16 protein-coding genes and 1 tRNA gene are annotated in these 18,940 nt (G+C 68.5%); 10 read left to right on the top strand and 7 right to left on the bottom strand.

All coding sequences use genetic code 11. The features are described from left to right. The first annotated feature begins 8 nt into the window (after positions 1–8). A complete protein-coding gene (locus tag ACSQ1L_RS12950) occupies positions 9–1,172 on the top strand; it encodes an isovaleryl-CoA dehydrogenase (RefSeq protein ID WP_435995237.1) in 1,164 nt (387 codons plus the stop codon). Here the strand turns inward: ACSQ1L_RS12950 and ACSQ1L_RS12945 are convergent. Then, complete coding sequence (locus ACSQ1L_RS12945; protein WP_435995235.1) at positions 1,158–1,664, bottom strand: DUF3617 domain-containing protein; 507 nt, start codon at positions 1,662–1,664, stop codon at positions 1,158–1,160. The two genes, ACSQ1L_RS12950 and ACSQ1L_RS12945, sit on opposite strands and share 15 nt — an antisense overlap. A 124-nt stretch (positions 1,665–1,788) precedes the next feature. On the opposite strand from ACSQ1L_RS12945, the gene ACSQ1L_RS12940 reads away from it, so the two are divergent. The 3 genes from ACSQ1L_RS12940 to ACSQ1L_RS12930 all read left to right on the top strand — a co-directional run bounded on the left by ACSQ1L_RS12940 (position 1,789) and on the right by ACSQ1L_RS12930 (position 3,388). Then, on the top strand, positions 1,789–1,974 hold the full coding sequence (locus ACSQ1L_RS12940) for a DUF3008 family protein (protein WP_435995233.1): 186 nt from the start codon (positions 1,789–1,791) through the stop codon (positions 1,972–1,974). A gap of 16 nt (positions 1,975–1,990) precedes the next feature. Then, positions 1,991–2,620: an exopolysaccharide biosynthesis protein gene (locus tag ACSQ1L_RS12935; RefSeq protein WP_435995231.1), complete on the top strand. Its 630-nt coding sequence runs from the start codon at positions 1,991–1,993 to the stop codon at positions 2,618–2,620. Positions 2,621–2,704: 84 nt separating this feature from the next. Then, positions 2,705–3,388: an exopolysaccharide biosynthesis protein gene (locus ACSQ1L_RS12930; protein WP_435995229.1), complete on the top strand. Its 684-nt coding sequence runs from the start codon at positions 2,705–2,707 to the stop codon at positions 3,386–3,388. Between the two features lie 55 nt (positions 3,389–3,443). Here the strand turns inward: ACSQ1L_RS12930 and ACSQ1L_RS12925 are convergent, their stop codons facing one another. Then, entirely contained in the window at positions 3,444–4,274 is an 831-nt protein-coding gene (locus tag ACSQ1L_RS12925) for a flagellin (RefSeq protein ID WP_435995271.1), read from the bottom strand. A 287-nt stretch (positions 4,275–4,561) separates the two neighbouring features. Here ACSQ1L_RS12925 and ACSQ1L_RS12920 point away from each other — a divergent pair, with 287 nt between their 5' ends. From ACSQ1L_RS12920 to ACSQ1L_RS12900, 5 genes are all read left to right on the top strand, one after another. Continuing rightward, a complete protein-coding gene (locus tag ACSQ1L_RS12920; protein ID WP_435995227.1) occupies positions 4,562–5,434 on the top strand; it encodes an AAA family ATPase in 873 nt (290 codons plus the stop codon). 96 nt (positions 5,435–5,530) lie between these two features. After that, positions 5,531–6,373 carry a methyltransferase type 11 gene (locus tag ACSQ1L_RS12915; protein WP_435995225.1) on the top strand — a complete coding sequence of 281 codons (843 nt, stop codon included), beginning with the start codon at positions 5,531–5,533 and terminating at the stop codon, positions 6,371–6,373. 124 nt (positions 6,374–6,497) lie between these two features. Further along, positions 6,498–7,091: a YfbR-like 5'-deoxynucleotidase gene (locus ACSQ1L_RS12910; RefSeq protein WP_435995269.1), complete on the top strand. Its 594-nt coding sequence runs from the start codon at positions 6,498–6,500 to the stop codon at positions 7,089–7,091. Positions 7,092–7,094: 3 nt separating this feature from the next. Beyond that, positions 7,095–8,036 carry an NUDIX hydrolase gene (locus ACSQ1L_RS12905; RefSeq protein ID WP_435995223.1) on the top strand — a complete coding sequence of 314 codons (942 nt, stop codon included), beginning with the start codon at positions 7,095–7,097 and terminating at the stop codon, positions 8,034–8,036. 118 nt (positions 8,037–8,154) lie between these two features. Further along, positions 8,155–8,244 (top strand) — tRNA-Ser (locus ACSQ1L_RS12900). Between the two features lie 104 nt (positions 8,245–8,348). Here ACSQ1L_RS12900 and ACSQ1L_RS12895 read toward each other — a convergent pair. The 5 genes from ACSQ1L_RS12895 to ACSQ1L_RS12875 form a co-directional block, all read right to left on the bottom strand. Next, the gene (locus ACSQ1L_RS12895; protein WP_435995221.1) at positions 8,349–9,863 is read right to left on the bottom strand and encodes a tryptophan halogenase family protein; all 1,515 of its coding nucleotides are present in this window, start codon (positions 9,861–9,863) and stop codon (positions 8,349–8,351) included. A 23-nt stretch (positions 9,864–9,886) separates the two neighbouring features. Continuing rightward, positions 9,887–11,830, bottom strand: a complete 1,944-nt coding sequence (locus tag ACSQ1L_RS12890) for a glycoside hydrolase family 3 protein (protein ID WP_435995219.1) — start codon at positions 11,828–11,830, stop codon at positions 9,887–9,889. A gap of 102 nt (positions 11,831–11,932) precedes the next feature. Continuing rightward, positions 11,933–14,785 carry a TonB-dependent receptor gene (locus ACSQ1L_RS12885; RefSeq protein ID WP_435995217.1) on the bottom strand — a complete coding sequence of 951 codons (2,853 nt, stop codon included), beginning with the start codon at positions 14,783–14,785 and terminating at the stop codon, positions 11,933–11,935. A 180-nt stretch (positions 14,786–14,965) separates the two neighbouring features. Then, positions 14,966–16,393 (bottom strand): glycoside hydrolase family 30 protein, encoded by a 1,428-nt coding sequence (locus ACSQ1L_RS12880; RefSeq protein ID WP_435995215.1) that lies wholly within the window; start codon positions 16,391–16,393, stop codon positions 14,966–14,968. Positions 16,394–16,501: 108 nt separating this feature from the next. Then, positions 16,502–17,569 carry a LacI family DNA-binding transcriptional regulator gene (locus tag ACSQ1L_RS12875; RefSeq protein ID WP_435995213.1) on the bottom strand — a complete coding sequence of 356 codons (1,068 nt, stop codon included), beginning with the start codon at positions 17,567–17,569 and terminating at the stop codon, positions 16,502–16,504. Positions 17,570–17,674: 105 nt separating this feature from the next. On the opposite strand from ACSQ1L_RS12875, the gene ACSQ1L_RS12870 reads away from it, so the two are divergent. Beyond that, positions 17,675–18,907, top strand: a complete 1,233-nt coding sequence (locus ACSQ1L_RS12870; RefSeq protein ID WP_435995210.1) for an MFS transporter — start codon at positions 17,675–17,677, stop codon at positions 18,905–18,907. Positions 18,908–18,940 lie beyond the last annotated feature (33 nt).

The following is an 18,940-nucleotide window of genomic DNA, read 5'->3' as shown; positions in this document are numbered from 1 at the left end:
CCCCGGTCATGAGCATTCCCAACGCCCCCCAGTCGATGGAATTCGGCCTCGGCGAAAACGCCGACATGATCCGCGAGACCACCGCCCGCTGGGCGACCGACCGCCTCGCGCCCCTCGCCGCCGAGATCGACGAGACCAACCAGTTCCGGCGCGAGCTGTGGCCCGAGATGGGCGAGCTGGGCCTGCACGGCATCACCGTCGAGGAGGAATGGGGCGGCCTTGGCCTCGGCTATCTCGAGCACGTGGTGGCCATGGAGGAGGTGTCGCGCGCCTCGGCCTCGATCGGGCTGTCCTACGGGGCTCACTCCAACCTCTGCGTCAACCAGATCCGCCGTTGGGGCACGGACGAACAGAAGCGCAAATACCTGCCGAAACTGATCTCGGGCGAACACGTCGGCTCTTTGGCCATGTCCGAGGCCGGCTCGGGCTCGGACGTCATGTCGATGCGCACCCAGGCCAGGAAGGTCGGTGACCGCTACGTCCTCAACGGCACGAAATTCTGGATCACCAACGCCCCCTCGGCCGACACCCTGGTGGTCTACGCCCGCACCGGCGAAGGCAACGGCGGCGTCACCGCCTTCCTGATCGAACGCGGCATGAAGGGCTTCTCGGTCTCGAAGAAGCTGGACAAGATGGGCATGCGCGGCTCGGACACCGCCGAACTGGTGTTCGAGGACTGCGAGGTCCCGGAAGAGAATGTCATGGGTCCGGTCGGCGGCGGCGCCGGCGTGCTGATGAGCGGCCTGGATTACGAGCGCGCCGTGCTGTCGGCGGGGCCGCTGGGCATCATGCAGGCGGCGCTGGACGTGGTCCTGCCCTATGTCCGCGAGCGCAAGCAGTTCGGCAAGCCGATCGGCAGCTTCCAGCTGATGCAGGCCAAGGTCGCAGACATGTACGTCGCCCTCAATAGCGCCCGCACCTACGTGTACGCCGTGGCCCGCGCCTGCGACCAGGGCAAGACGACGCGCTACGACGCGGCGGGCGCCATCCTGCTGGCCAGCGAGAACGCGGTGAAGGTCAGCCTCGAGGCCGTGCAGGCGCTCGGCGGCGCGGGCTACACCAAGGAATGGCCGGTCGAGCGGCTGGTCCGTGACGCCAAGCTCTACGACATCGGCGCGGGAACCAACGAAATCCGCCGGTTCCTGATCGGCAGGGAGCTACTGGGCAGCTGACTCAGCCGGGCAGTCGCCCAGGCGCTCGGCGGTCATCACCATGGTGATCTCTGACATCTCCGGGCTCGGCGGCGGCGTCACCGTGCTCTTGAGCTCCATCGTATAGTTGCGCGTGAAGTCGCCCGACACCCGGGTGTCGGTGACCGTGCGCACGCCATCGGCCGAGGTGCACGCCATGTGACCGACCATGGCGTCGCCCTCGCGACGGAACGACTGCTGTTCGCAGGTCATGCCGGACGACTCCGGGGCCGCCTGGGGCACCTCGAACTTCGCCTCGCGGATGCACGTCTCGACCGCCGGCGCCTCCATGCCGGCGGGCATGCCGCTGATCCGGGTGGTGACGCGCCACAGGCCGGGGGTCGGTCCGTCAGGCAGGCCGGCCGCGGCCGTATTCTCCGGGGCGGTTCCGTCGGCCGGCGCCCCGTCGTCGCCCTGCCCGCAGGCCGCCAGAGACAGGACGGCGAGTCCCGACACGAGAGTGATGTTGCGCATATCGTTCCTCCACCCAAGCCCGTTCCCTTAGCATGATCCCGGGTCTGGCAGAACCGCGCTCCGTCGGGGCCGGGAACCGGGGCGGACCGGTGGTGGTTCGTGGAGAGCCAGAGGAGACACCGCCATGCCCGCCAAGTCCGCCGCCCAGCAGAAGGCCGCCGGAGCCGCCCTGTCCGCCAAGCGAGGCGAGACACCGAAGTCCAGGCTGAAGGGCGCCTCGAAATCAATGGTCGAGTCGATGAGCGAGAAGCAACTCGAGGAGTTCGCCCACACCAAGCGCAAAGGCAAACCCGAACACGTCAAACATTGAACGCCCGCCGACCCGGATGACCGGCGCCCCGGCCGATCAGGCTCGCCCCTTCTCTGAAGTGATCGAGTCGATCGGCGAACGGCCCGGCGAGACGCTCTGTCTCGGCGAGGTGGTCGAGACTTTCGGGCAGCAGGCCTTCGGCCCGGTGATGTTCTTCTTCGCCCTCGTCAACATGATGCCGTGGCCACCCGGCGGCACCACCTTGACCGGCGCGCCCTTGCTGCTGCTGTCGGTCGAACTGGCGATGGGCCGTGATGAATTGTGGGCGCCGCGCTGGGCAGAGCGGGTCTCCATCAAGCGGCCGCTGTTCCGCAAGTTCAACGGCCGCCTCAAACGAGGTCTCAAGCTGACGGAACGTCTGTCGAGACCGCGCCTGCACCTCTTCACTGGCCAGGTCGGGCGGGTGCTGATCGGCCTGGCCTGCACCTTCCTGTCGATCGTGCTGGTGCTGCCGGTCTGGGGGGCCAACCTATTGCCCGCGGTGGCGGTCGGCTTCTTTTCGCTCGGGGTGACGCAACGGGATGGTCTCGCCGTCATCATAGGCTGGCTGCTGACGGGGGCGACGGTCGCGGTGCTGTTCCTGGCCTGGCGGGTGATCGTGGCCAGCGTGACCCACGGCGTTGACTGGCTCGCACGGATCGCCTGATCTGCATGGATGTTTGTTAAGTGGCGGACGGCCACGGTCACGCCTAGATCGGAAAACCCCGTCGCGCGAGTCCCGCCGCCCGCCATGCCCGACTACGATTATCAGAGCGACACCCGGCCGTTCTCGCAGGTGCTGGAGGATATCGGCGCCAAGGATGATCCGAAGCTGTATCTCGGCGAACTGGTGAACGCTTTCGGCGAGCGCGGTTTCGGCGCGCTGATGCTGTTCTTCGGGCTGATGAACATCGCCATCGGCATCATCCCGGGAACGACGACGATCCTCGGCGCGCCGTTGTTGCTGATGGGCCTGCAACTGATGACCCGGCAGGATCAGCTGTGGCTGCCGAGGTGGGCGCTACGCCGCTGGATCGACCGGGAAGCCTACCGGAACGGTCTGGAGACGGTGCTGCCGCGGTTCAGGAAAATGGAGCGGTTGTCCAAGCCCCGCCTGTCGGTAATGACCAGCCCGGTGTCGGAGGTCCTGATCGGGGTCGCCACCTTCCTGCTTGCCTGCATTCTGGTGTTGCCGATCTGGGGCGGCAACCTGATCCCGGCCCTGATCATCTCCGCCTTCGGCTTCGGCTTGATGCAGCGCGATGGACTGGCCATCGTCATCGCGTGGAGCGCCGTCGCCCTGATCTGCCTGGCCGGCCTTGTCATCTGGCTCGCCTGGACCTGGGTTTCGCCCTACCTCCTGCCGGTCTGGGCCTGGCTCAATGGTCTGCTTCCGCAGGCGTGGCTCTGGCTGACCGGCCTCTTCGGCGGCTGAACGCACGAGACGCCGGAGGGCGAACCCCCCGGCGCCTGCGAGAACCGGATAACAGTCAGCTGCGGAACAGCGACAGGACAAGTTGCGGCGTCTGGTTGGCGATGCCCAGCGCCTGAACCCCCAGCTGCTGCTTCGTCTGCAGGGCCTGGAGCTTGGCGCTCTCCTTCGCCAGATCGGCGTCGACCAGATTGCCCACCCCCGCTTCCAGCGCGTCCGACAGCTTGCCGACGAACGTGATGTGGGTCGAGAGCGCCTTCGACTTGGTGCCCAGCCGCGCGAGCGCGCCCGAGACCAGATCGATGGAGGCCGTGACGGCCGTCAGGGCGGCCGCCGCGTCGGTCAGGGTGTCGATGGCTTGGGACGCCGTGACCGTGACGTTCGTGCTGCCCAGAGCCAGGACTTCGGCGCCGACCGTGAGGGTCGACGTGCCTTGGGCGTTGGCCAGCGCCTGGAACCCCGTCGCGCCAGTCTCAAGCAGGTTGACCCCGTTGAACTCGGCGTTGGAGGTGACCGAGGCGATCTGGTCGCGCAGGGCGACGAAATCTTCGTTCAGAGCGGCCCGGGCCGCGGTCTTGAGCGACCCGTCAGTCGCCGCGAGAGCCTTCTCCTTCATCTGGAGCAAGAGGTCGGAGACCGTCTCGCCCGCCGCCAGCGCCACATCAACCGCGGCGACGCCACGGTCGAGAGACTGTTTCACCGCGCTCAACGCCCCGATTTCGGCTCGTTGGCCCTGGGCGATAGCCCAGATGGCCCCGTTGTCCTTGGCGGACGCCACAGACTTGCCGGTGTTGATCCGGTTCTGCGTGGTCGCCAGTTGGGCGTTGGTCGCGTTCAGGTTCTGGAGCGCGATCATCGCGCCCACGTTGGTGTTGACCGACATAACCATCGGCTGTCCTTCCATTCTGGTCGGTTGGGAAACGGCCTTCTGGCCGTAGAACCGGTTCTGGTTCGCGCCCGCCCACGCAAGGATCAGGCCGGGCTTGTTTCTTATCATTACATTGTTTTTGAACGTAATTATGGACAACGACAGCTCGGAACCCGGCAGAAATGTCCGCCACGGGATCCGGCGCCCGGCCGATCCTTTCCCGGCTCGCGGCGCGTCATCGGGCATATGATCGTTGTTAACCGGGAGCGGCTTCGCTACCCCTTGGCCGGTCAACACCGGAGCCGTCCATGACCCGCCAGAGCGACCGGTTCGAGGGCACCTCGAACTACATCGCCACCGACGACCTGAAGATCGCCGTCAACGCGGCCGTCGCCCTGGAACGCCCCCTGCTGATCAAGGGCGAGCCCGGCACGGGCAAGACCGTGCTGGCCTATGAGATCGCCCGGGCCCTCGACGCGCCGCTGATCACCTGGCACGTCAAGTCGACGACCAAGGCCCACAATGGCCTCTATGAGTACGACGCCGTCTCACGCCTGCGCGACAGCCAGCTGGGCGAGGAACGCGTCCACGACGTGCGCAACTATCTGAAACCCGGCAAGCTGTGGGAAGCCTTCACCGCTCCGACCCGCCCCGTGCTGCTGATCGACGAGATCGACAAGGCCGACATCGAATTCCCGAACGACCTGCTGCAGGAACTCGACCGCATGGAGTTCTTCGTCCAGGAGACCGGCGAGACCATCCGGGCCGAGGTCCGGCCGATCGTCGTCATCACCTCCAACAACGAGAAGGAGCTCCCCGACGCCTTCCTGCGCCGCTGCTTCTTCCACTACATCCGCTTCCCCGACGACGAGACGATGCACGCTATCGTCGAGGTCCACTTCCCCGGCATCAAGCCCCGCCTGGTCTCCGAGGCGCTCAAGACCTTCTACGAGATCCGCGACACCCCGGGCCTGAAGAAAAAGCCCTCGACGTCTGAACTGCTCGACTGGCTGAAGCTGCTGCTGGTCGAGGACATCGATCCCGAGACCCTTCGCGAGAAGACGCCCAACAAGCTGATCCCGCCACTGCATGGCGCCCTGTTGAAGAACGAGCAGGACGTCCACCTGTTCGAGCGGTTGGCCTTCCTCAACCGGCGTGAGGGAGCCCGTCCGGGCGTCTGAACACATCAGCGGACAGGTTTCGTCACCCCGATTACCGCGATTTCACTGGATTCCCGGAGCCCGGGGCGCAGGATGAACGCGACAAGGATCGACATTATGCCCACGCGTCCCCTCCTGGTTCCCGTTCTCTGCCTCGCGGCTCTGGCCGTGGCGGCGTGTGACGGCGATTCCGTGCGCATCTCCTCGACGCACACGGAGAACCCGGACGCCAAGGGCGCCCTGAAGGTCGTCGAGACCCTGCAGTGCCCGCAAACCCTCGGCTCGCTGACCCGCAAGGGATCGGCGTCGGCGGAGGGCTCGATCTGCACCTATGCCGGGCCGCGCGGGGCCGAGGTCAGCCTGCACCTCGTCGAGCTCGACGGCGCCACGCCCGCCCGGATACTGAAGGCGTTCGAGGACCGGCTGTCGACGGCCCTGCCGCAGGCCGTGGCCCAGCTCAAGGCTTCGGCCGAAGAGGAGGCAGCGGTCGCCACGGCCGAGGCCGGACACGCTGCGGCGACCGGTGACCGTGCGTCCGTCCGGGCGCCCGGGGTCGACATCCAGGCCGAGGGCGATGACGCTACGGTCCGGCTGCCCGGCCTGCACATCGAGTCCAGGGGCGACCAGGCCAGCGTCCGCATCGGCGGCTTCCACATCGACGCCAGCGACGGCGAAGGCGGCGTCAACATCGAGGGCTCGGAGGGCGGGGACAACGTCAGCGTCCAAGCTCATCAGGACGCCGCCGAAATTCGCACCAGCGCCGGCGGCGACGCGACACGGGCCAGCTGGATTCTGACCGACAACCGGCCATCAGAGGCCGGCTGGCGCCTCGTCGGCTATGAAGCCCGGGGCCCCGCCGGCGGTCCGATCGTGGTCGCCACGGTCCGGTCGCGCGACCGCGACCGCGGCCGGATTTTCGAGGACGCGAAGGATCTGGTCGCTCTCAACGTCGGCGAATAAGGAGCCTCAGGGTTGATCGTCGCGCCGGGATGCGTCACCTGACCTGCCCAGCGAGCAGGATAACGCCTTGGCCGTCACACCCCGTTCCCCGTCGTCGAACAAGGCCCTACGGGCGTGGCAGCGGATGCTGTCCGGCCGCCGGCTTGACCTGCTGGATCCCTCGCCGTTCGACATCGAGGTGGAGGACATCGCCCACGGCCTCGCCCGCGTGGCCCGTTGGAACGGCCAGACCCTCGGCGAACACGCCTTCTCGGTGGCCCAGCACAGTTGCGTGGTCGAGGAGATCGCGGCGCACATCAGGCCGGGGCTGGAGCCGAAATGGCGGCTCGCCGCCTTGCTCCATGACGCCTCGGAATACGTCATCGGCGACATGATCTCGCCCTTCAAGGCGGCGCTGGGGGTAAGCTACAAGGATTTCGAGGCCCGTCTCGAGCACGCCATCCATATCCGCTTCGGCCTGCCCGCCAAAACGCCCGTGGCGGTCAAGAAGCTGATCAAGGAGGCGGACAAGGCCTGCGCCTTCTACGAAGCGACCCAGTTGGCCGGCTTCACGCGCGCCGAGGCGCTGGGCTTTTTCGGCAAGCCGCCGGCGGGCTACGATCTGATCATCGACCCGCTGCCTGCCCCGATCGCCCAGCAGCGCTACCTCGAACGCTACCGCGTGCTGGCCGAGGCCGTCGGCCTGGTCCCCGCGCCCGACGCCTGGCACACGGAATAGGGCATGGAGCTTCCGGCGGAACAGGGCGTTCGGATCGGTCTGTCGGCGGTCGTCATCGCACTCCGCAACCGCAGGGCCTGCGTCCTGACCACCCCCGGCGCCGCGGCCGCCCTGGCCCTGCCGTTCGGCCCGTTCGACCCGGCCCGCGACCGCACCTTCGAACTGGCCCTGCGCGCCTTTGTGACCGCCCAGACCGGCTTCCGCCTCGGCTTCGTCGAGCAACTCTACACCTTCGGCGACTTGGGGCGGGACAGCCCACGCGCCACGCCGGGCCCCGAGCACCGTCGCGAGGTTTCGGTCGGCTATCTGGCGCTCACCGCCGACGCCGCCGACGCCCCGCTGACGGGGGCGCGCTGGACGCCGGTGCTGGACATCTTTCCGTGGGAGGACCGCCGCGACGGCGCGGCCGCCTGCCTGGCCCCCCTGCTCGACGGCCTGACGGCCTGGGCCGCCGGCGATCCCCGGCGGCAGGCCCGGGTCGACGCCCTGTTCGCGCCGGCCCCGCCACACCGCTGGAATGAGGGTCGGGTGCTAGAGCGCTACGAACTGCTTTATGAGGCGGGCCTTGTCGCCGAGGCGGCCCGCGACCGCGACCGGCCCGTTCCGTCGGATGCGCCCGGCCGGGCCATGGCCTCGGATCACCGCCGCATTCTGGCGACCGGCCTCGGCCGGCTGCGCAGCAAGCTAAAATACCGGCCGGTGCTGTTCGACCTGATGCCGCCCACCTTCACCCTGTCCGAACTGCAGGCCGCCGCCGAGGCCGTCGCCGGCCTGTCGCTGCACAAGCAGAACTTCCGCCGCGGCGTCGAGCGCACCGGCCTGGTGGAGCCGACCGGACGCCTGTCCGCCGCCACGGGGGGCCGTCCCGCCGAGCTGTTCCGCACCATCGGCGGCGACCTGTCCGCCGCCGACACGCTCGGCCTGCCCCTGCCCGCCCAGCGCTGAGAAACCGCCGTCTCGGCCCTTCACCGAAATGAAGCGGTGGGGCGGTCCGGAAGGGCTTGCGGCCCGGGCCTCGCGCCATTAGAGAAGCCGCTCGCTCGACCAAAGCGTTCGGCCCCGCGGAGAGGTGGCAGAGTGGTCGAATGTACCGCACTCGAAATGCGGCGTGCCTTTACGGGTACCGTGGGTTCGAATCCCACCCTCTCCGCCACCGGCCCCTGGGCCAGCAGCCGCCGGGAGTCCCGGCGCGCAGCCTTCCCTACCCTCGCTTTCCGGTTTCGTTCGCGAAGCTCGCCTGATCGGAGGCGATAGCGCCTATTGCGCGGGGACCGGTTCGGCCGGGCAGGCGCGGGCGACGTAGGCGGCGTGGTCGGGCATGACCGCAACGCACTTGCGGATAACCTCCTCGACATTGGCCAGGAAGGTCTCGACGTCGGCGTCGCTTTTGAGGTCCACCAGCGGGTCATAGCCGCGCGGGATGACGCCCTGGCCGAGGAAGACCTGGATCCAGCTTTCTTCGGCGAACAGCTCCTCGTCCTCGCGGAAGATGCGGCCGTTGGCGGAGAACAGGTCGATCTTGCGCTGGAGGGTTTCGGGGACCTCCATGTCGCGGCAGTAGCGCCAGAACGGCGTGTCGTCCCGTGCAGTCGCCTTGTAGTGCAGGATGATGAAGTCGCGGACGCGTTCGTATTCGAAGTCGGTCTGGCGGTTGTACTCGGCGATGGTGGCGGGATCGAAGCCGGCGTCGGGCAGCAGGCGAACCATGCGGATGATCGCCGACTGGATCAGGTGGATGCTGGTCGACTCGATCGGTTCGAGAAAGCCGGCGGCGAGACCGATGGCGACGCAGTTCTTGTTCCAGCCCTTCTTGCGCTTGCCCGGCAGGAAGCGAAGCCGGTTGGGTTCGGCCAGCTGCTCCCCGTCGAGGTTGGCGAGCAGGACCCGTTCGGCCTCGTCGTCGTCGATGTGGGCGCTGGAGTAGACGTGGCCATTGCCCGTGCGATGCTGCAGCGGAATGCGCCACTGCCAGCCCGCCGTCCGCGCCGTGGCTCGGGTGTAGGGGGTGAAGGGCTCGGTCCGCGCGCACGGCACGGCCATGGCCCGGTCGCAGATCAGCCAGCGGCTCCAGTCCTCGTAGCCGGTCTTCATCGCCTGTTCGATGATCAGGCCGCGGAAGCCGGAGCAGTCGACGAACAGATCGGCCTCGATGACCTCGCCGTCGTCCATGGTCACGGACCGGACGAAGCCGTCCTCCGGCCGAAGGGTGACGTCGGCGACCTTGCCCTCGCGCCGCCGCACGCCCTTGCCCTCGGCGAGGCCGCGCAGGTAGCGGCCGTAGAGGCTGGCGTCGAACTGGAAGGCGTGGGCGATCTGGCCGATCGGCGAATTGGCCATCTTCGGGTCGGCGCGCATGAACTTGTTTTCGAGCGCGGCGGCGGTGTTGATCGAATAGTTGGCCAGGTCCGAAGCGCGGCCCAGGGCGTTCATCTTCAGCCAGTACTGATGGCAGCGCAGCCATCCGAGATCGCGGCCGATCAGGCCGAAACCGTGGATGTAGCTGTGTCCCTGTTTCCACCAGTCGACGAACTGGACGCCCAGCTTGAAGCTGCCGTGGGTGCGCTGCATGAACTCGGTCTCGTCGAGACCGAGCAGCTCGTTGTATTTCTTGATGGCGGGGATGGTCGCCTCGCCGACGCCGACGATGCCGATGGCCTCGGACTCGATGAGGGTGATCTCGTAGAGGCCTTGAAACAGCTTCGAGAGCAGGGCCGCGGTCATCCATCCAGCCGTGCCGCCGCCGACGATCAGGATCTTCTTGATTTGCTGCATGACATCCGCCCGGATCGAGTCTCCTAGCCTTCGCAGGTCCGGGGTGTCGGCGGCAAGGGCAGACGATCGACCGAGGCGGGATGGGCGTAGCTCAGTCCATAGCCGCGGGCGAACTGGACCACGTCATCGGCCCCCTCGCCGGTGCTGCAGGCCGAGCCCGGCCAGGCGAAGGACAGCCGGCCGGTGAAGTCGTATGCGCCGCCGACCAGGACGTCGGCCAGCCCGGCGCCCTCGGTTCCAGGCAGGAAGGCGGCCACAAAGGCGTCCGACAGGTTGATCAGGTCGTTGGCGTAGGCCGGGCGGCCGGAATAGAGCACGGTCACCACCGGTACGCCCTTGCCGGCCACGGCCTGCAGGGCGGCGAGGTCGCCGGGATGCTGCAGGCTGTGCTGGACCGGCGTGGGGAAGCGGACGTCGCCGTTGTATTCGGCGTAGGGCGTCTCGCCGAGCACGGCCACGACGGCGTCGAAGCCCGACACGTCGATCCCGGCGCCGTCGATGGAATAGACCACATTGTCAGCGCCCAGCGCCTCGCGCAGGGCGGCCAGCAGGGTCTGGCCGGTGGCGAAATCGGCGTTGGTGTTCTCGGTGCCCTGCCAGGTCAGCGACCAGCCGCCGGTCTGGTTGGACAGGCTGTCGGCGCTGGCGCCGACGACCAGCACCTTGCGGCCGGCCTGCAGCGGCAGGGCGGCGTTGTCGTTCTTGAGCAGGACCACCGCCTTGCGCACCGCCTCGCGGGCCAGGTCGGCGGCGTTCAGCGCGTCGGCGCGGCCGGTCAGGGCGCTGGCGGCGGCAGGGCGGTCGAACAGGCCCGAGCGCATCTTGACGCGCAGGATGCGGGTCACGGCGTCGTCGATGCGCGCTTCAGGAATGCGGCCCTCGCGCACGTCGGCCACGGTGTTGGCGATGAAGGCCCGCCAGTCCTCCGGCACCATGAACACGTCGATGCCGGCGTTGACCGCCTGCGGGCAGTGGTCCTTGGCGCAACCCGGCACCTGTTCGATGCCGTTCCAGTCGGAGACCACCAGGCCGTCGAAGCCCAGCTCGCCCTTCAGGTGGCCGGCGATCAGGTCGCGGTTGCCGTGCATCTTGCCGTGGTCTTGTCCGGCGGCGGTGTCGTACCAGCTGCTGTAGGAGATCATCACCGTCTGCACCCCGGCGTCGAGCGCGCCGAGATAGCCGGCCCCGTGGCGGGTCAGCAGATCCTCGCGGGTGGCGCGGGTCTGGCCCTGATCGACGCCGTTGAAGGTGCCGCCGTCGCCCAGATAGTGTTTCGCGGAGGCCAGCACGTCGCCGTCGCCGGTCAGTTCGCCCTGCAGGCCGCGCACCATGGCCTCGCCGTAGCGCCGGACTAGCGCCGGATCGCTGGACCAGCTCTCGTAAGTCCGCCCCCAGCGCCGGTTCTCGCCAATGGCCAGGGTCGGCGCGAACGTCCAGGTGATGCCGGTGGCGCGAACCTGCCGCGCCGTGGCCCGCCCGATCCGCTCGATCAGGTCCGGGTCGTTGGCGGCGCCGAGGCCGATGTTGTGCGGGAAGATCGTCGCGCCCGAGACGTTGTTGTGCCCGTGCACGGCGTCGACGCCCCACAGCAGCGGGATCTTCACCGGCATGTCGGTGGCGAGGGCGGCGTCGGCGAAGGCGTCGGACCAGGCGGCCCACTCGGCCACGGTCGCGTGCTTGTCCATGTCCGGCCAGGCACCGCCGCCGTTCAACACCGTGCCGATGTAGTACTGGCGCACCTCGTCGGGCGTGATGAAGCGGACGTCCGGCTGGGTGATCTGCCCGACCTTCTGCTCCAGCGTCATCCCGGCCACGATGCCGGCGATACGGCGTTCCATGGCCTGGTCGAGCCCGCCGGACGCCCCCGCCGGGGCCGCGATGGCGACGGGCGCGGGCGCCGTGATCGCCGTCGGCGCGCAACCGGCCAGCAGCAGGAGCGAAAGAGAGAGCTTCAGGGCGGGGCGCATCATACGTCTACTCGACTACTCACATGGGAGGGCGGGCGCCGGGGGCGGTAGCGGCCGCCCCCGGCGTGTTCCGTACTGGCGCGCGGAGATCGCGCCGACCGGCTAGAACCGGTAGTTGACGCCGAACAGGAACTGCCGGCCGTACTCCTCGTAGGTCTCGGGCAGGCTGTCACCGTCGGCCGTCATCGTGCCGCCGCTGTCGAGGCCGAGGCGGGTCCGGTACGGCGAGTTGGTCAGGTTGTTGACCTGGAACAGCACGCCCAGGCCCTCCATCGGCCCGTCCTCGAAGGTGTAGCCGATCTGCGCGTCGATCTGCTCGTCGTCGAGGATTTCGGTGTAGCCGCGGGTCGCGAACAGCTGGACCACCTCGCCCTTGAAGGCTTCGCGGAAGCGCTTGCTGATCCGCGCCTGGAAGCCGCCGCGCTCGTAGTAGGCGGTCATGTTGTAGACCATGCCCGACAGGCCCGGAATCCGGACCGGATCACCGTTGGGGCTGGGGTTCAGGTCCGATTCCGTGAACGAGACGCTGCCCAGCACGCCGAAACCGTCCAGCGGCTCCCAGAGGGTGCCGAAGTTGAGCGCCCCGCTGATCTCGATGCCGTCGATCGTGCCGCCTTTACCGTTGGCTGGCAGGGTGATCTGGCCGATCGGGCTGATGGTCACGTCGGGCGGAATCGACGAGGCCGTGCTGGGCAACGGAATGCCGGAGAAGTCGAACTCGGCGGTCTGCTGGTAGATGTAGGTCTCGAGGTTCTTGTGGAAGCCCGCGATCGAGAGATAGGTCGTGGGATCGACATACCATTCGTAGGCGAGGTCAAAGGCGGTGGCTCGCCACGGCTCGAGGTGCGGGTTGCCGCCCGAGGCCGACCACGGATTGACGGTCGTTCCCGGCAGACAGGGCTGGCCGCTGCAGACCAGGGCGTTGAAGCCGGGAGTCACATTGGCGCGCATCTCGTCCATGCGGGGCCGGGCCATGGTCTTGGAGGCCGCGAAGCGGATCCGGTGACCGCCGCCCAGATCGTAGATCATGTTCAGGCTGGGCAGGACGTCTGTGTATTCCTCACCCTCGGTGATCGACATCGGCGTGATCGGCTGGCCCGGCTCGAGCCCGTTGATCACGACGCCGGTCGATTCCTGCTGCTGCTGGACGACCTGGACGCCGACGTTGCCGCGAACCTGTCCCTTCTCGAACTCGGCCCGGGCGAACCAGGTGACGACCTCCTCCTCGATGTCCCAGTTCTTGTCGAAATAGTTGGCGTCGAGGATCGGGGCTCGGTCGTAGTAGACGTCGAGCGCGCGGGTCAGATCGACGCTCAGAACGTCGCCGAAGCCGGCGAAGTCCAGCGAGGTCGGCTCCACCAGGTATTGGGAGTCGACATAGACCTGCTGACGGCCGTTCTTGAGGAACAGGTCGAAATCGTCGACCCGCTTGGTCTTGTTGCGATTGGCCAGGTTCACACCGGCGCTGACGGTGTGAATGATGCCGTCCAGGTCGCGCTCGAACTTCAGGTCGGCGGAGTAGATGCGCTCCTCGACATCGGGGAAGCGGATGGCGCCGTCATGGCCCCAGCCGCCCCAGGGGGCGCGGTCGCCCAGCGTCACCTGCGAGGCGTCGGCGTAGTCCAGTCCTTCGGAGTAGGTCGGATAGCCGTCGTCGTTGACCACGAAGCCGATGGTGTCGAGGGTGCGCCCAACATCCGGCGTGGCCGGCGTGACACCGCCGACGCCGCGGCCGTAGCCGGCATAGGTCTCAAGGATCTGCTCGCGCCGCTCGTTGGCCGAATAGGACAGGTCGGCCTCGACGCGGGTGCGATCGTCGATCTCGTACTCGGTGTTCAGGCCGACCGAGAACAGCTCGTCCTCGCGGGTGTTGAAGTCGTTGCGGATGATCGGGACGCCGCCGTTCAGCGTGCCGCTGGTGGCCAGCACCGACCCGCCGCGTGTCTCGGTCTGGACGTCGGTGAAGGTCGCGCCGTCGGCCCACCCGTTCGAGAACCACTGCGCGCCGCGGGTGGTCTCTTCCTGGTCGAACTTCGAATAGTAGAGATCGAGGGTCGAGTGCAGCCTGTCGTTCGGACGCCATTCGACGATGCCGATGACGGCGTCGCGCTGGTTGAGACGCGAGGTCGCGAACAGTTCCTGGCCGTTGAGGATCAGGGCGTCGTCGGCACTGTCCGGGGTGACGGCGAAGCCGAACGCCTCGTAGCCGTAGGCCTTGTAATGGCGATTCTGCGACGGGGAATCGAGGTGCGCGTAGCCCAGGGCAACGCCGATCGTGTCGTCCGCAAACTGGTCGATGTAGCTGATCGAGAAGCGGCCGCCGTAGTTGCGGACGTCGTCGTTCAGGCTGTCGCCCTCCGTCATTTCGCCGCGCAGGTTGACCGCGACGGCCCGGCTGCCGAACTCCAGCGGGCGGACCGTGCGCAGGTCGGCGGTGCCGGACAGGCCCATGCCGGAGATCTCGGCGTCCGGCGTCTTGTAGATGACCACGCCGGACAGCAGTTCAGACGGGTATTGGTCGAACTCGACGGCGCGGTTGTCGCCGGAGCTGGCCTGCTGGCGTCCATTCAGCAGGGTGGTGGTGAAGTCAGGAGCCAGGCCGCGGATCGAGATGACCTGGGCGCGGCCGTTGACGCGCTGGGCGGCCAGGCCGGGAAGACGGGCGATGGATTCCGCGATGGACACATCGGGCAGCTTGCCGATGTCCTCGGCCGACACCGCCTCGACGATCGAGGTCTCGTTGCGCTTGATGCTGATCGAATCGGCCAGGCCGCGACGGAGGCCGGTGATGATGACTTCCTCGACCTCGATCGCCGGCTGGTCCTGCGGCGGCGCGTCCTGCGCCATGGCGAGGCCGGGCGCGCCCATGGCGAGCGCGAGCGCCGACACGGTCAGGCAAAGCTGTGACGACGAGACAGCGCCCGTCTTGCGAACGCCTGCGAACTGGCTGCGCATGAATACCCCCTGTTGTTTCCCCGGCGTGGGCCCTTGAGCCGCACGTCCCTTTTTGTTTCGCCGCCGCCCATCCTGCATGATGGTGTTGGAAGCGCTTCCAATGGCTATCCGAAATGACGGCGCCGCGCAATCCGATTCCCGACGGCGCCGATCACGCCTTGCAACGGGCCGGCGGCGACCTCAGCCGGCCGGCCCCCAGACATAGGTGGCGGCCGTCTGCGCGGGCAGTTCGGCGGCGGCGGCGCGAAGGCCCTCGCGGATTTCGAATGCGACCGCGGCGGCGCTTTCGTTGAGGACGATCAGCACCCGCTCGCCGTCCGGGTTGAGGAAGGCGACCGCCTGGAGTCCCTCCGGCTCGGCCGTGGCGACGCGCCGGGCCCCGGGCCGGACGAAGCGGCTGGCGTGGCCGAAGGCGTAGTATTCCTGGTTCCGCTCGATCGCGCCGGTGCGGCTGTCGATCTTCACCACCCCGCGGCAGTTCCCGCAGCCGCCCGCGTGCGGGCCGTAGTTCTCGTCCAGCGCCAGGTTCCACATGAGCACGCCGCGCGCCCAGTGCTCGGTCGAGCCGATGATCAGGTTCTTCATCGTCCAGGTGAAGCTTTCCGCGAAGTCGGGGGTCCATTCGCCGCCCGAACATTCGGTGAAGAAGACGTCCTTGTCCGGCCAGGCGTCGTGAACCTGGCTCTGGGCCGAGACGTCGCCGCCGTAGCAATGCCAGGCGACGCCGGCCGTGAACGACCGCGCCCGCTCGTCCGCCAGCATGGTCAGCGGCTGTTGCGGTAGATCCCAGTTGTGATCCCAGTCGAGGATCTTCGTGCCGATTCCGGCGTCGCGGAACAGCGGGCCGAGGTGCTGGCCGACAAAGGCCGCACGGCCCTCCGGCCCCCAGCGCATGCCGGGATAGCTGTCCGGCTCGAAGTCCGGCTCGTTCTGGATGCTCACATAATCGGTCGGCACGCCCTGCGCCGCCGCCGAGTCGATGTAGCGCCGGAAATACTCGGCGTAGGTGGGGTAGAACTCCGGCTTCAGCTGGCCCTGGATCATCGAGCCGGTGGTCTTCATCCAACCCGGCGCGCTCCACGGCGAAGCCATCACCTTGAGGTCGGGGTTGATCGCCACGGCCTGGCGGACGGTGGGGAAGACGTACTCCTCCATCCGCGCGGTCGAGAAGCTCGCCAGGGTCGGATCCGGCGTGTCGGCCAGGCTGTAGTGATCGAGCGAGAAATCCGAGGCGCCGATGGTCACCCGGGTGAAGCTGAAGCCAAGCCCGCCGTCCTCCCGGCCAAACAACTCCCGCAGCAGCGCGTCGCGTTGGTCGTCGGCGAGTTTGGTCTGGATAAGATAGGCCGAGGCGTCGGTGACGGCCGCGCCGAAGCCGACCATCTCCTGGAACTGCCGGCGCGGATCGATGGCGACGGCAGGACCGGTGGCGGCCGACGAGGGCTCAAAGCGGAGCGGCGCCTGTTCCGACAGCAGTCGACTGCGGTCCCCCGAGGTCATCCAGACGCGCGCGACCGGCTCGGCCGGCGCGCCGGCGCAGGCGGCCGCGCCCAGCGCAAGACCGATAACCAGCGCCCGGCGCGCAAACGTCGTGATTCGCCGTGACATGGCGTCCCTCCTCCCCGTTGATCGGACGCTCCCGCCTACGGATGGCGTCCATTGATCTCAAGCTTCACGTTGGAAGCGCTTCCAATAGGAAGGGGCTTGGGCCCTGCGTCAAGCGGTTGCGGTGGCGAATCTCGGCGCGGCCCGTCCGGCGGAGGCCCGGGCCACCACCGCGTGGGGCAGAACGGTGAACCGCCAGTCAACGCCCCGCCGCGTGCCCGCGAGCCGCTCGGCGATGATCCGGACCGCCGCGCCGCCCATATCCTTCAGCGGCTGATGGACGGTGGCGAGGGGCGGCCAGACGATCTCCGACACCGGGGTATCGTCAAAGCCGGTGATGGACAGATGCCCCGGCACGTCCAGGCCCCGCCCGTGCGCGGCGGAGAGCGCGCCCGCGGCCATGTCGTCGTTGGCGCAGACCAGGGCCGTCGGCGGATCTGGCTGGGCGAACAGGCGGGCTGCGAGCACGCTGCCGGACCGGAAGGTGAAGTCGCCCCGCACCACGGTCACCGCCGCGGGATCCAGACTGCGCTCGCGCATGGCCCGCTTCAGCCCGTCGAGGCGCTGCTCGGCCGACAGGTGGCCCTCGATACCGCTGATGAAGGCGAATCGCCGGTGGCCGAGTTCCAGCAGGTGCCGGGCGATGTCATAGCCGCCGGCCTCGTCGTCGATACCGACTCCGTCCGCCGCCGAACGGCCCGGCCCACCGGGCGAAATGGTGGCGACGTGGCAACCCTGGCGGCGAATTTCCTCGATCAGGGTCGCGTCGTCGGCGAACGGCGGGGTCAGGATCAGGCCCTGACAGCGCTGGGTGGTCATCAGCTCCAGCACCTGCTCGCGCCGGTCGGGGCTCTGCTGCGGCACATGGCGGGTCATCAGCTGGAAGCCCAGGGCGAGGCACTCGCGCAGCGCGCCAAGCTCCAGGGCCGAGGCGTAGAAGGAGTTGGGCTCCGCCTCGAGGTCCGAGGCCAGGACCAGGGCCAGCATCCGGCTGCCGCCGCCGGCCAGTGATCGGGCCTGCGGATTGACGCGGTAGTTCAGCGCCGCCACCGAGGCCAGCACCCGGTCGCGCACCTCCGGCCGGACGTTGGGGCCGCCGTTCAGGACGCGCGAAACGGTGGTCCGCGCCACGCCAGAATCGCGCGCCACGTCGTCGATGGTCGGTTTCCTGGCCGTCAAAATCCCCTCCGTGGCGCCTCGCCCGACGATGGGCCCGCGCCGCTCCGCTTTCAATAGCGCGACCCGACGCTCGACGCGGCGGGCGTCACGACGTCATATGCGACCATGACCGACGCCACCGCCGGGGCGCCCCCGCCCCCGACTCATCGATCAAGGTGGTTCGTGCTCGGCTACGGCGCCGCCCAGACCGGCGCCTTCATCTGCTTCATACCGCTGTTGACCCTGCTGCTGCCGCAGAAGGCCACGGCGATCGCGGGCGCGGACAAGGCCCTCTTGCTGAGCCTCGCGGCCATGCTGGGCGGACTGACGGCGGCCGGCGCCAACTTCCTGTTCGGCGCACTGAGCGACCGGACCCGCGGCCGGTTCGGTCGACGCCGACCGTGGATCCTGTCCGGTCTCGCCGGGGTCGCAGCCAGCCTCGCCGTCCTGGCCTTCGCGGGAAGCCCGGGGCAGCTGGTGCTTGCCGTCGTCCTCTTCCAGATCGCGGTGAACGCCCTTTACGCGCCGCTCACGGCCGTGGTCCCCGACATGGTGCCGGATTCGCAGAAGGGGCTGATTTCAGCCTGGGCGGGGGCCGCCCTGCCGGTCGCCAACCTGTTCACCGCCCTCGTGGTCAGCCGCCTGAGCGGTTGGTCGGGGGCCCAGTTCGCCGCGGTGGTGCTGGCGGCGGCGCTGCTCATCCTGCCATTCGCGACCCGGTTCCGGGAGCCACCGCCGCCCATCCTTCCCGCGCCCTTCCGCCCGTCCTTCTCGGCCCTGCGCGACCGCCGCTTCCGCGTCCTGTTCGCCTCGCGCCTGCTGGCCGAGAGCGCGGTGGCGGTCAACACCCTTTACCTGCTGTTCTGGCTTCAGGCGCTGCCGGCCGCGGGGGCGCCCGAAGGCTGGTCAGCGACCGAGACGTTCAGCCTGCTGCTGGTGGTCTCGACCCTGACCGCGACGGCCGCCGGTTTCGCCAGCGGGGCGTTGTCGGACCGGTTGAGGGGGCGGCGCGGCTTCGTGATCGCCGGCAGCGCGGGCATGGCCGTCGCCCTCGCCCTCATGGTCGGCTGGACAGCCTGGCCGGGCCTCCTGGCGGCCCAACTCCTGTTCGGCCTGAGCCACGGCGTTCACGCCACCACCGTGGCGGCCATGACCGCCGAGAACCTGCCCGACCGCTTGCGGGCGGGTCGTGATCTCGGCGTGATGAACATCGCCGTCGCCATGCCCCAGAGCCTCGCGCCCGCGTGCGCCGCTGTGCTTCTCGCCGCCGGTCTCCCACTTTCGGCGGTTTTCATCACGGCCGCCGCGACCGCCCTCGCAGCCGGTCTTGTCCTCACCCTGTTCCCGCGCCGCGCGTGAGGATCGGCTGATAGCGGTCGTAAACCTCTTGTT

Origin of the sequence: Brevundimonas sp. LjRoot202 (genome assembly GCF_964253355.1) — a bacterium.
GTDB lineage: Bacteria > Pseudomonadota > Alphaproteobacteria > Caulobacterales > Caulobacteraceae > Brevundimonas.
This window is presented reverse-complemented; position numbering and strand designations above follow the sequence as displayed.

Coding starts and splice junctions, on each gene's coding strand:
- ACSQ1L_RS12950 (WP_435995237.1), top strand. CDS start 9: ATGAGCATTCCCAACGCCCCCCAGTCGATGGAATTCGGCCTCGGCGAA.
- ACSQ1L_RS12945 (WP_435995235.1), bottom strand. CDS start 1,664: ATGCGCAACATCACTCTCGTGTCGGGACTCGCCGTCCTGTCTCTGGCG.
- ACSQ1L_RS12940 (WP_435995233.1), top strand. CDS start 1,789: ATGCCCGCCAAGTCCGCCGCCCAGCAGAAGGCCGCCGGAGCCGCCCTG.
- ACSQ1L_RS12935 (WP_435995231.1), top strand. CDS start 1,991: ATGACCGGCGCCCCGGCCGATCAGGCTCGCCCCTTCTCTGAAGTGATC.
- ACSQ1L_RS12930 (WP_435995229.1), top strand. CDS start 2,705: ATGCCCGACTACGATTATCAGAGCGACACCCGGCCGTTCTCGCAGGTG.
- ACSQ1L_RS12925 (WP_435995271.1), bottom strand. CDS start 4,274: ATGGTTATGTCGGTCAACACCAACGTGGGCGCGATGATCGCGCTCCAG.
- ACSQ1L_RS12920 (WP_435995227.1), top strand. CDS start 4,562: ATGACCCGCCAGAGCGACCGGTTCGAGGGCACCTCGAACTACATCGCC.
- ACSQ1L_RS12915 (WP_435995225.1), top strand. CDS start 5,531: ATGCCCACGCGTCCCCTCCTGGTTCCCGTTCTCTGCCTCGCGGCTCTG.
- ACSQ1L_RS12910 (WP_435995269.1), top strand. CDS start 6,498: ATGCTGTCCGGCCGCCGGCTTGACCTGCTGGATCCCTCGCCGTTCGAC.
- ACSQ1L_RS12905 (WP_435995223.1), top strand. CDS start 7,095: ATGGAGCTTCCGGCGGAACAGGGCGTTCGGATCGGTCTGTCGGCGGTC.
- ACSQ1L_RS12895 (WP_435995221.1), bottom strand. CDS start 9,863: ATGCAGCAAATCAAGAAGATCCTGATCGTCGGCGGCGGCACGGCTGGA.
- ACSQ1L_RS12890 (WP_435995219.1), bottom strand. CDS start 11,830: ATGCGCCCCGCCCTGAAGCTCTCTCTTTCGCTCCTGCTGCTGGCCGGT.
- ACSQ1L_RS12885 (WP_435995217.1), bottom strand. CDS start 14,785: ATGCGCAGCCAGTTCGCAGGCGTTCGCAAGACGGGCGCTGTCTCGTCG.
- ACSQ1L_RS12880 (WP_435995215.1), bottom strand. CDS start 16,393: ATGTCACGGCGAATCACGACGTTTGCGCGCCGGGCGCTGGTTATCGGT.
- ACSQ1L_RS12870 (WP_435995210.1), top strand. CDS start 17,675: ATGACCGACGCCACCGCCGGGGCGCCCCCGCCCCCGACTCATCGATCA.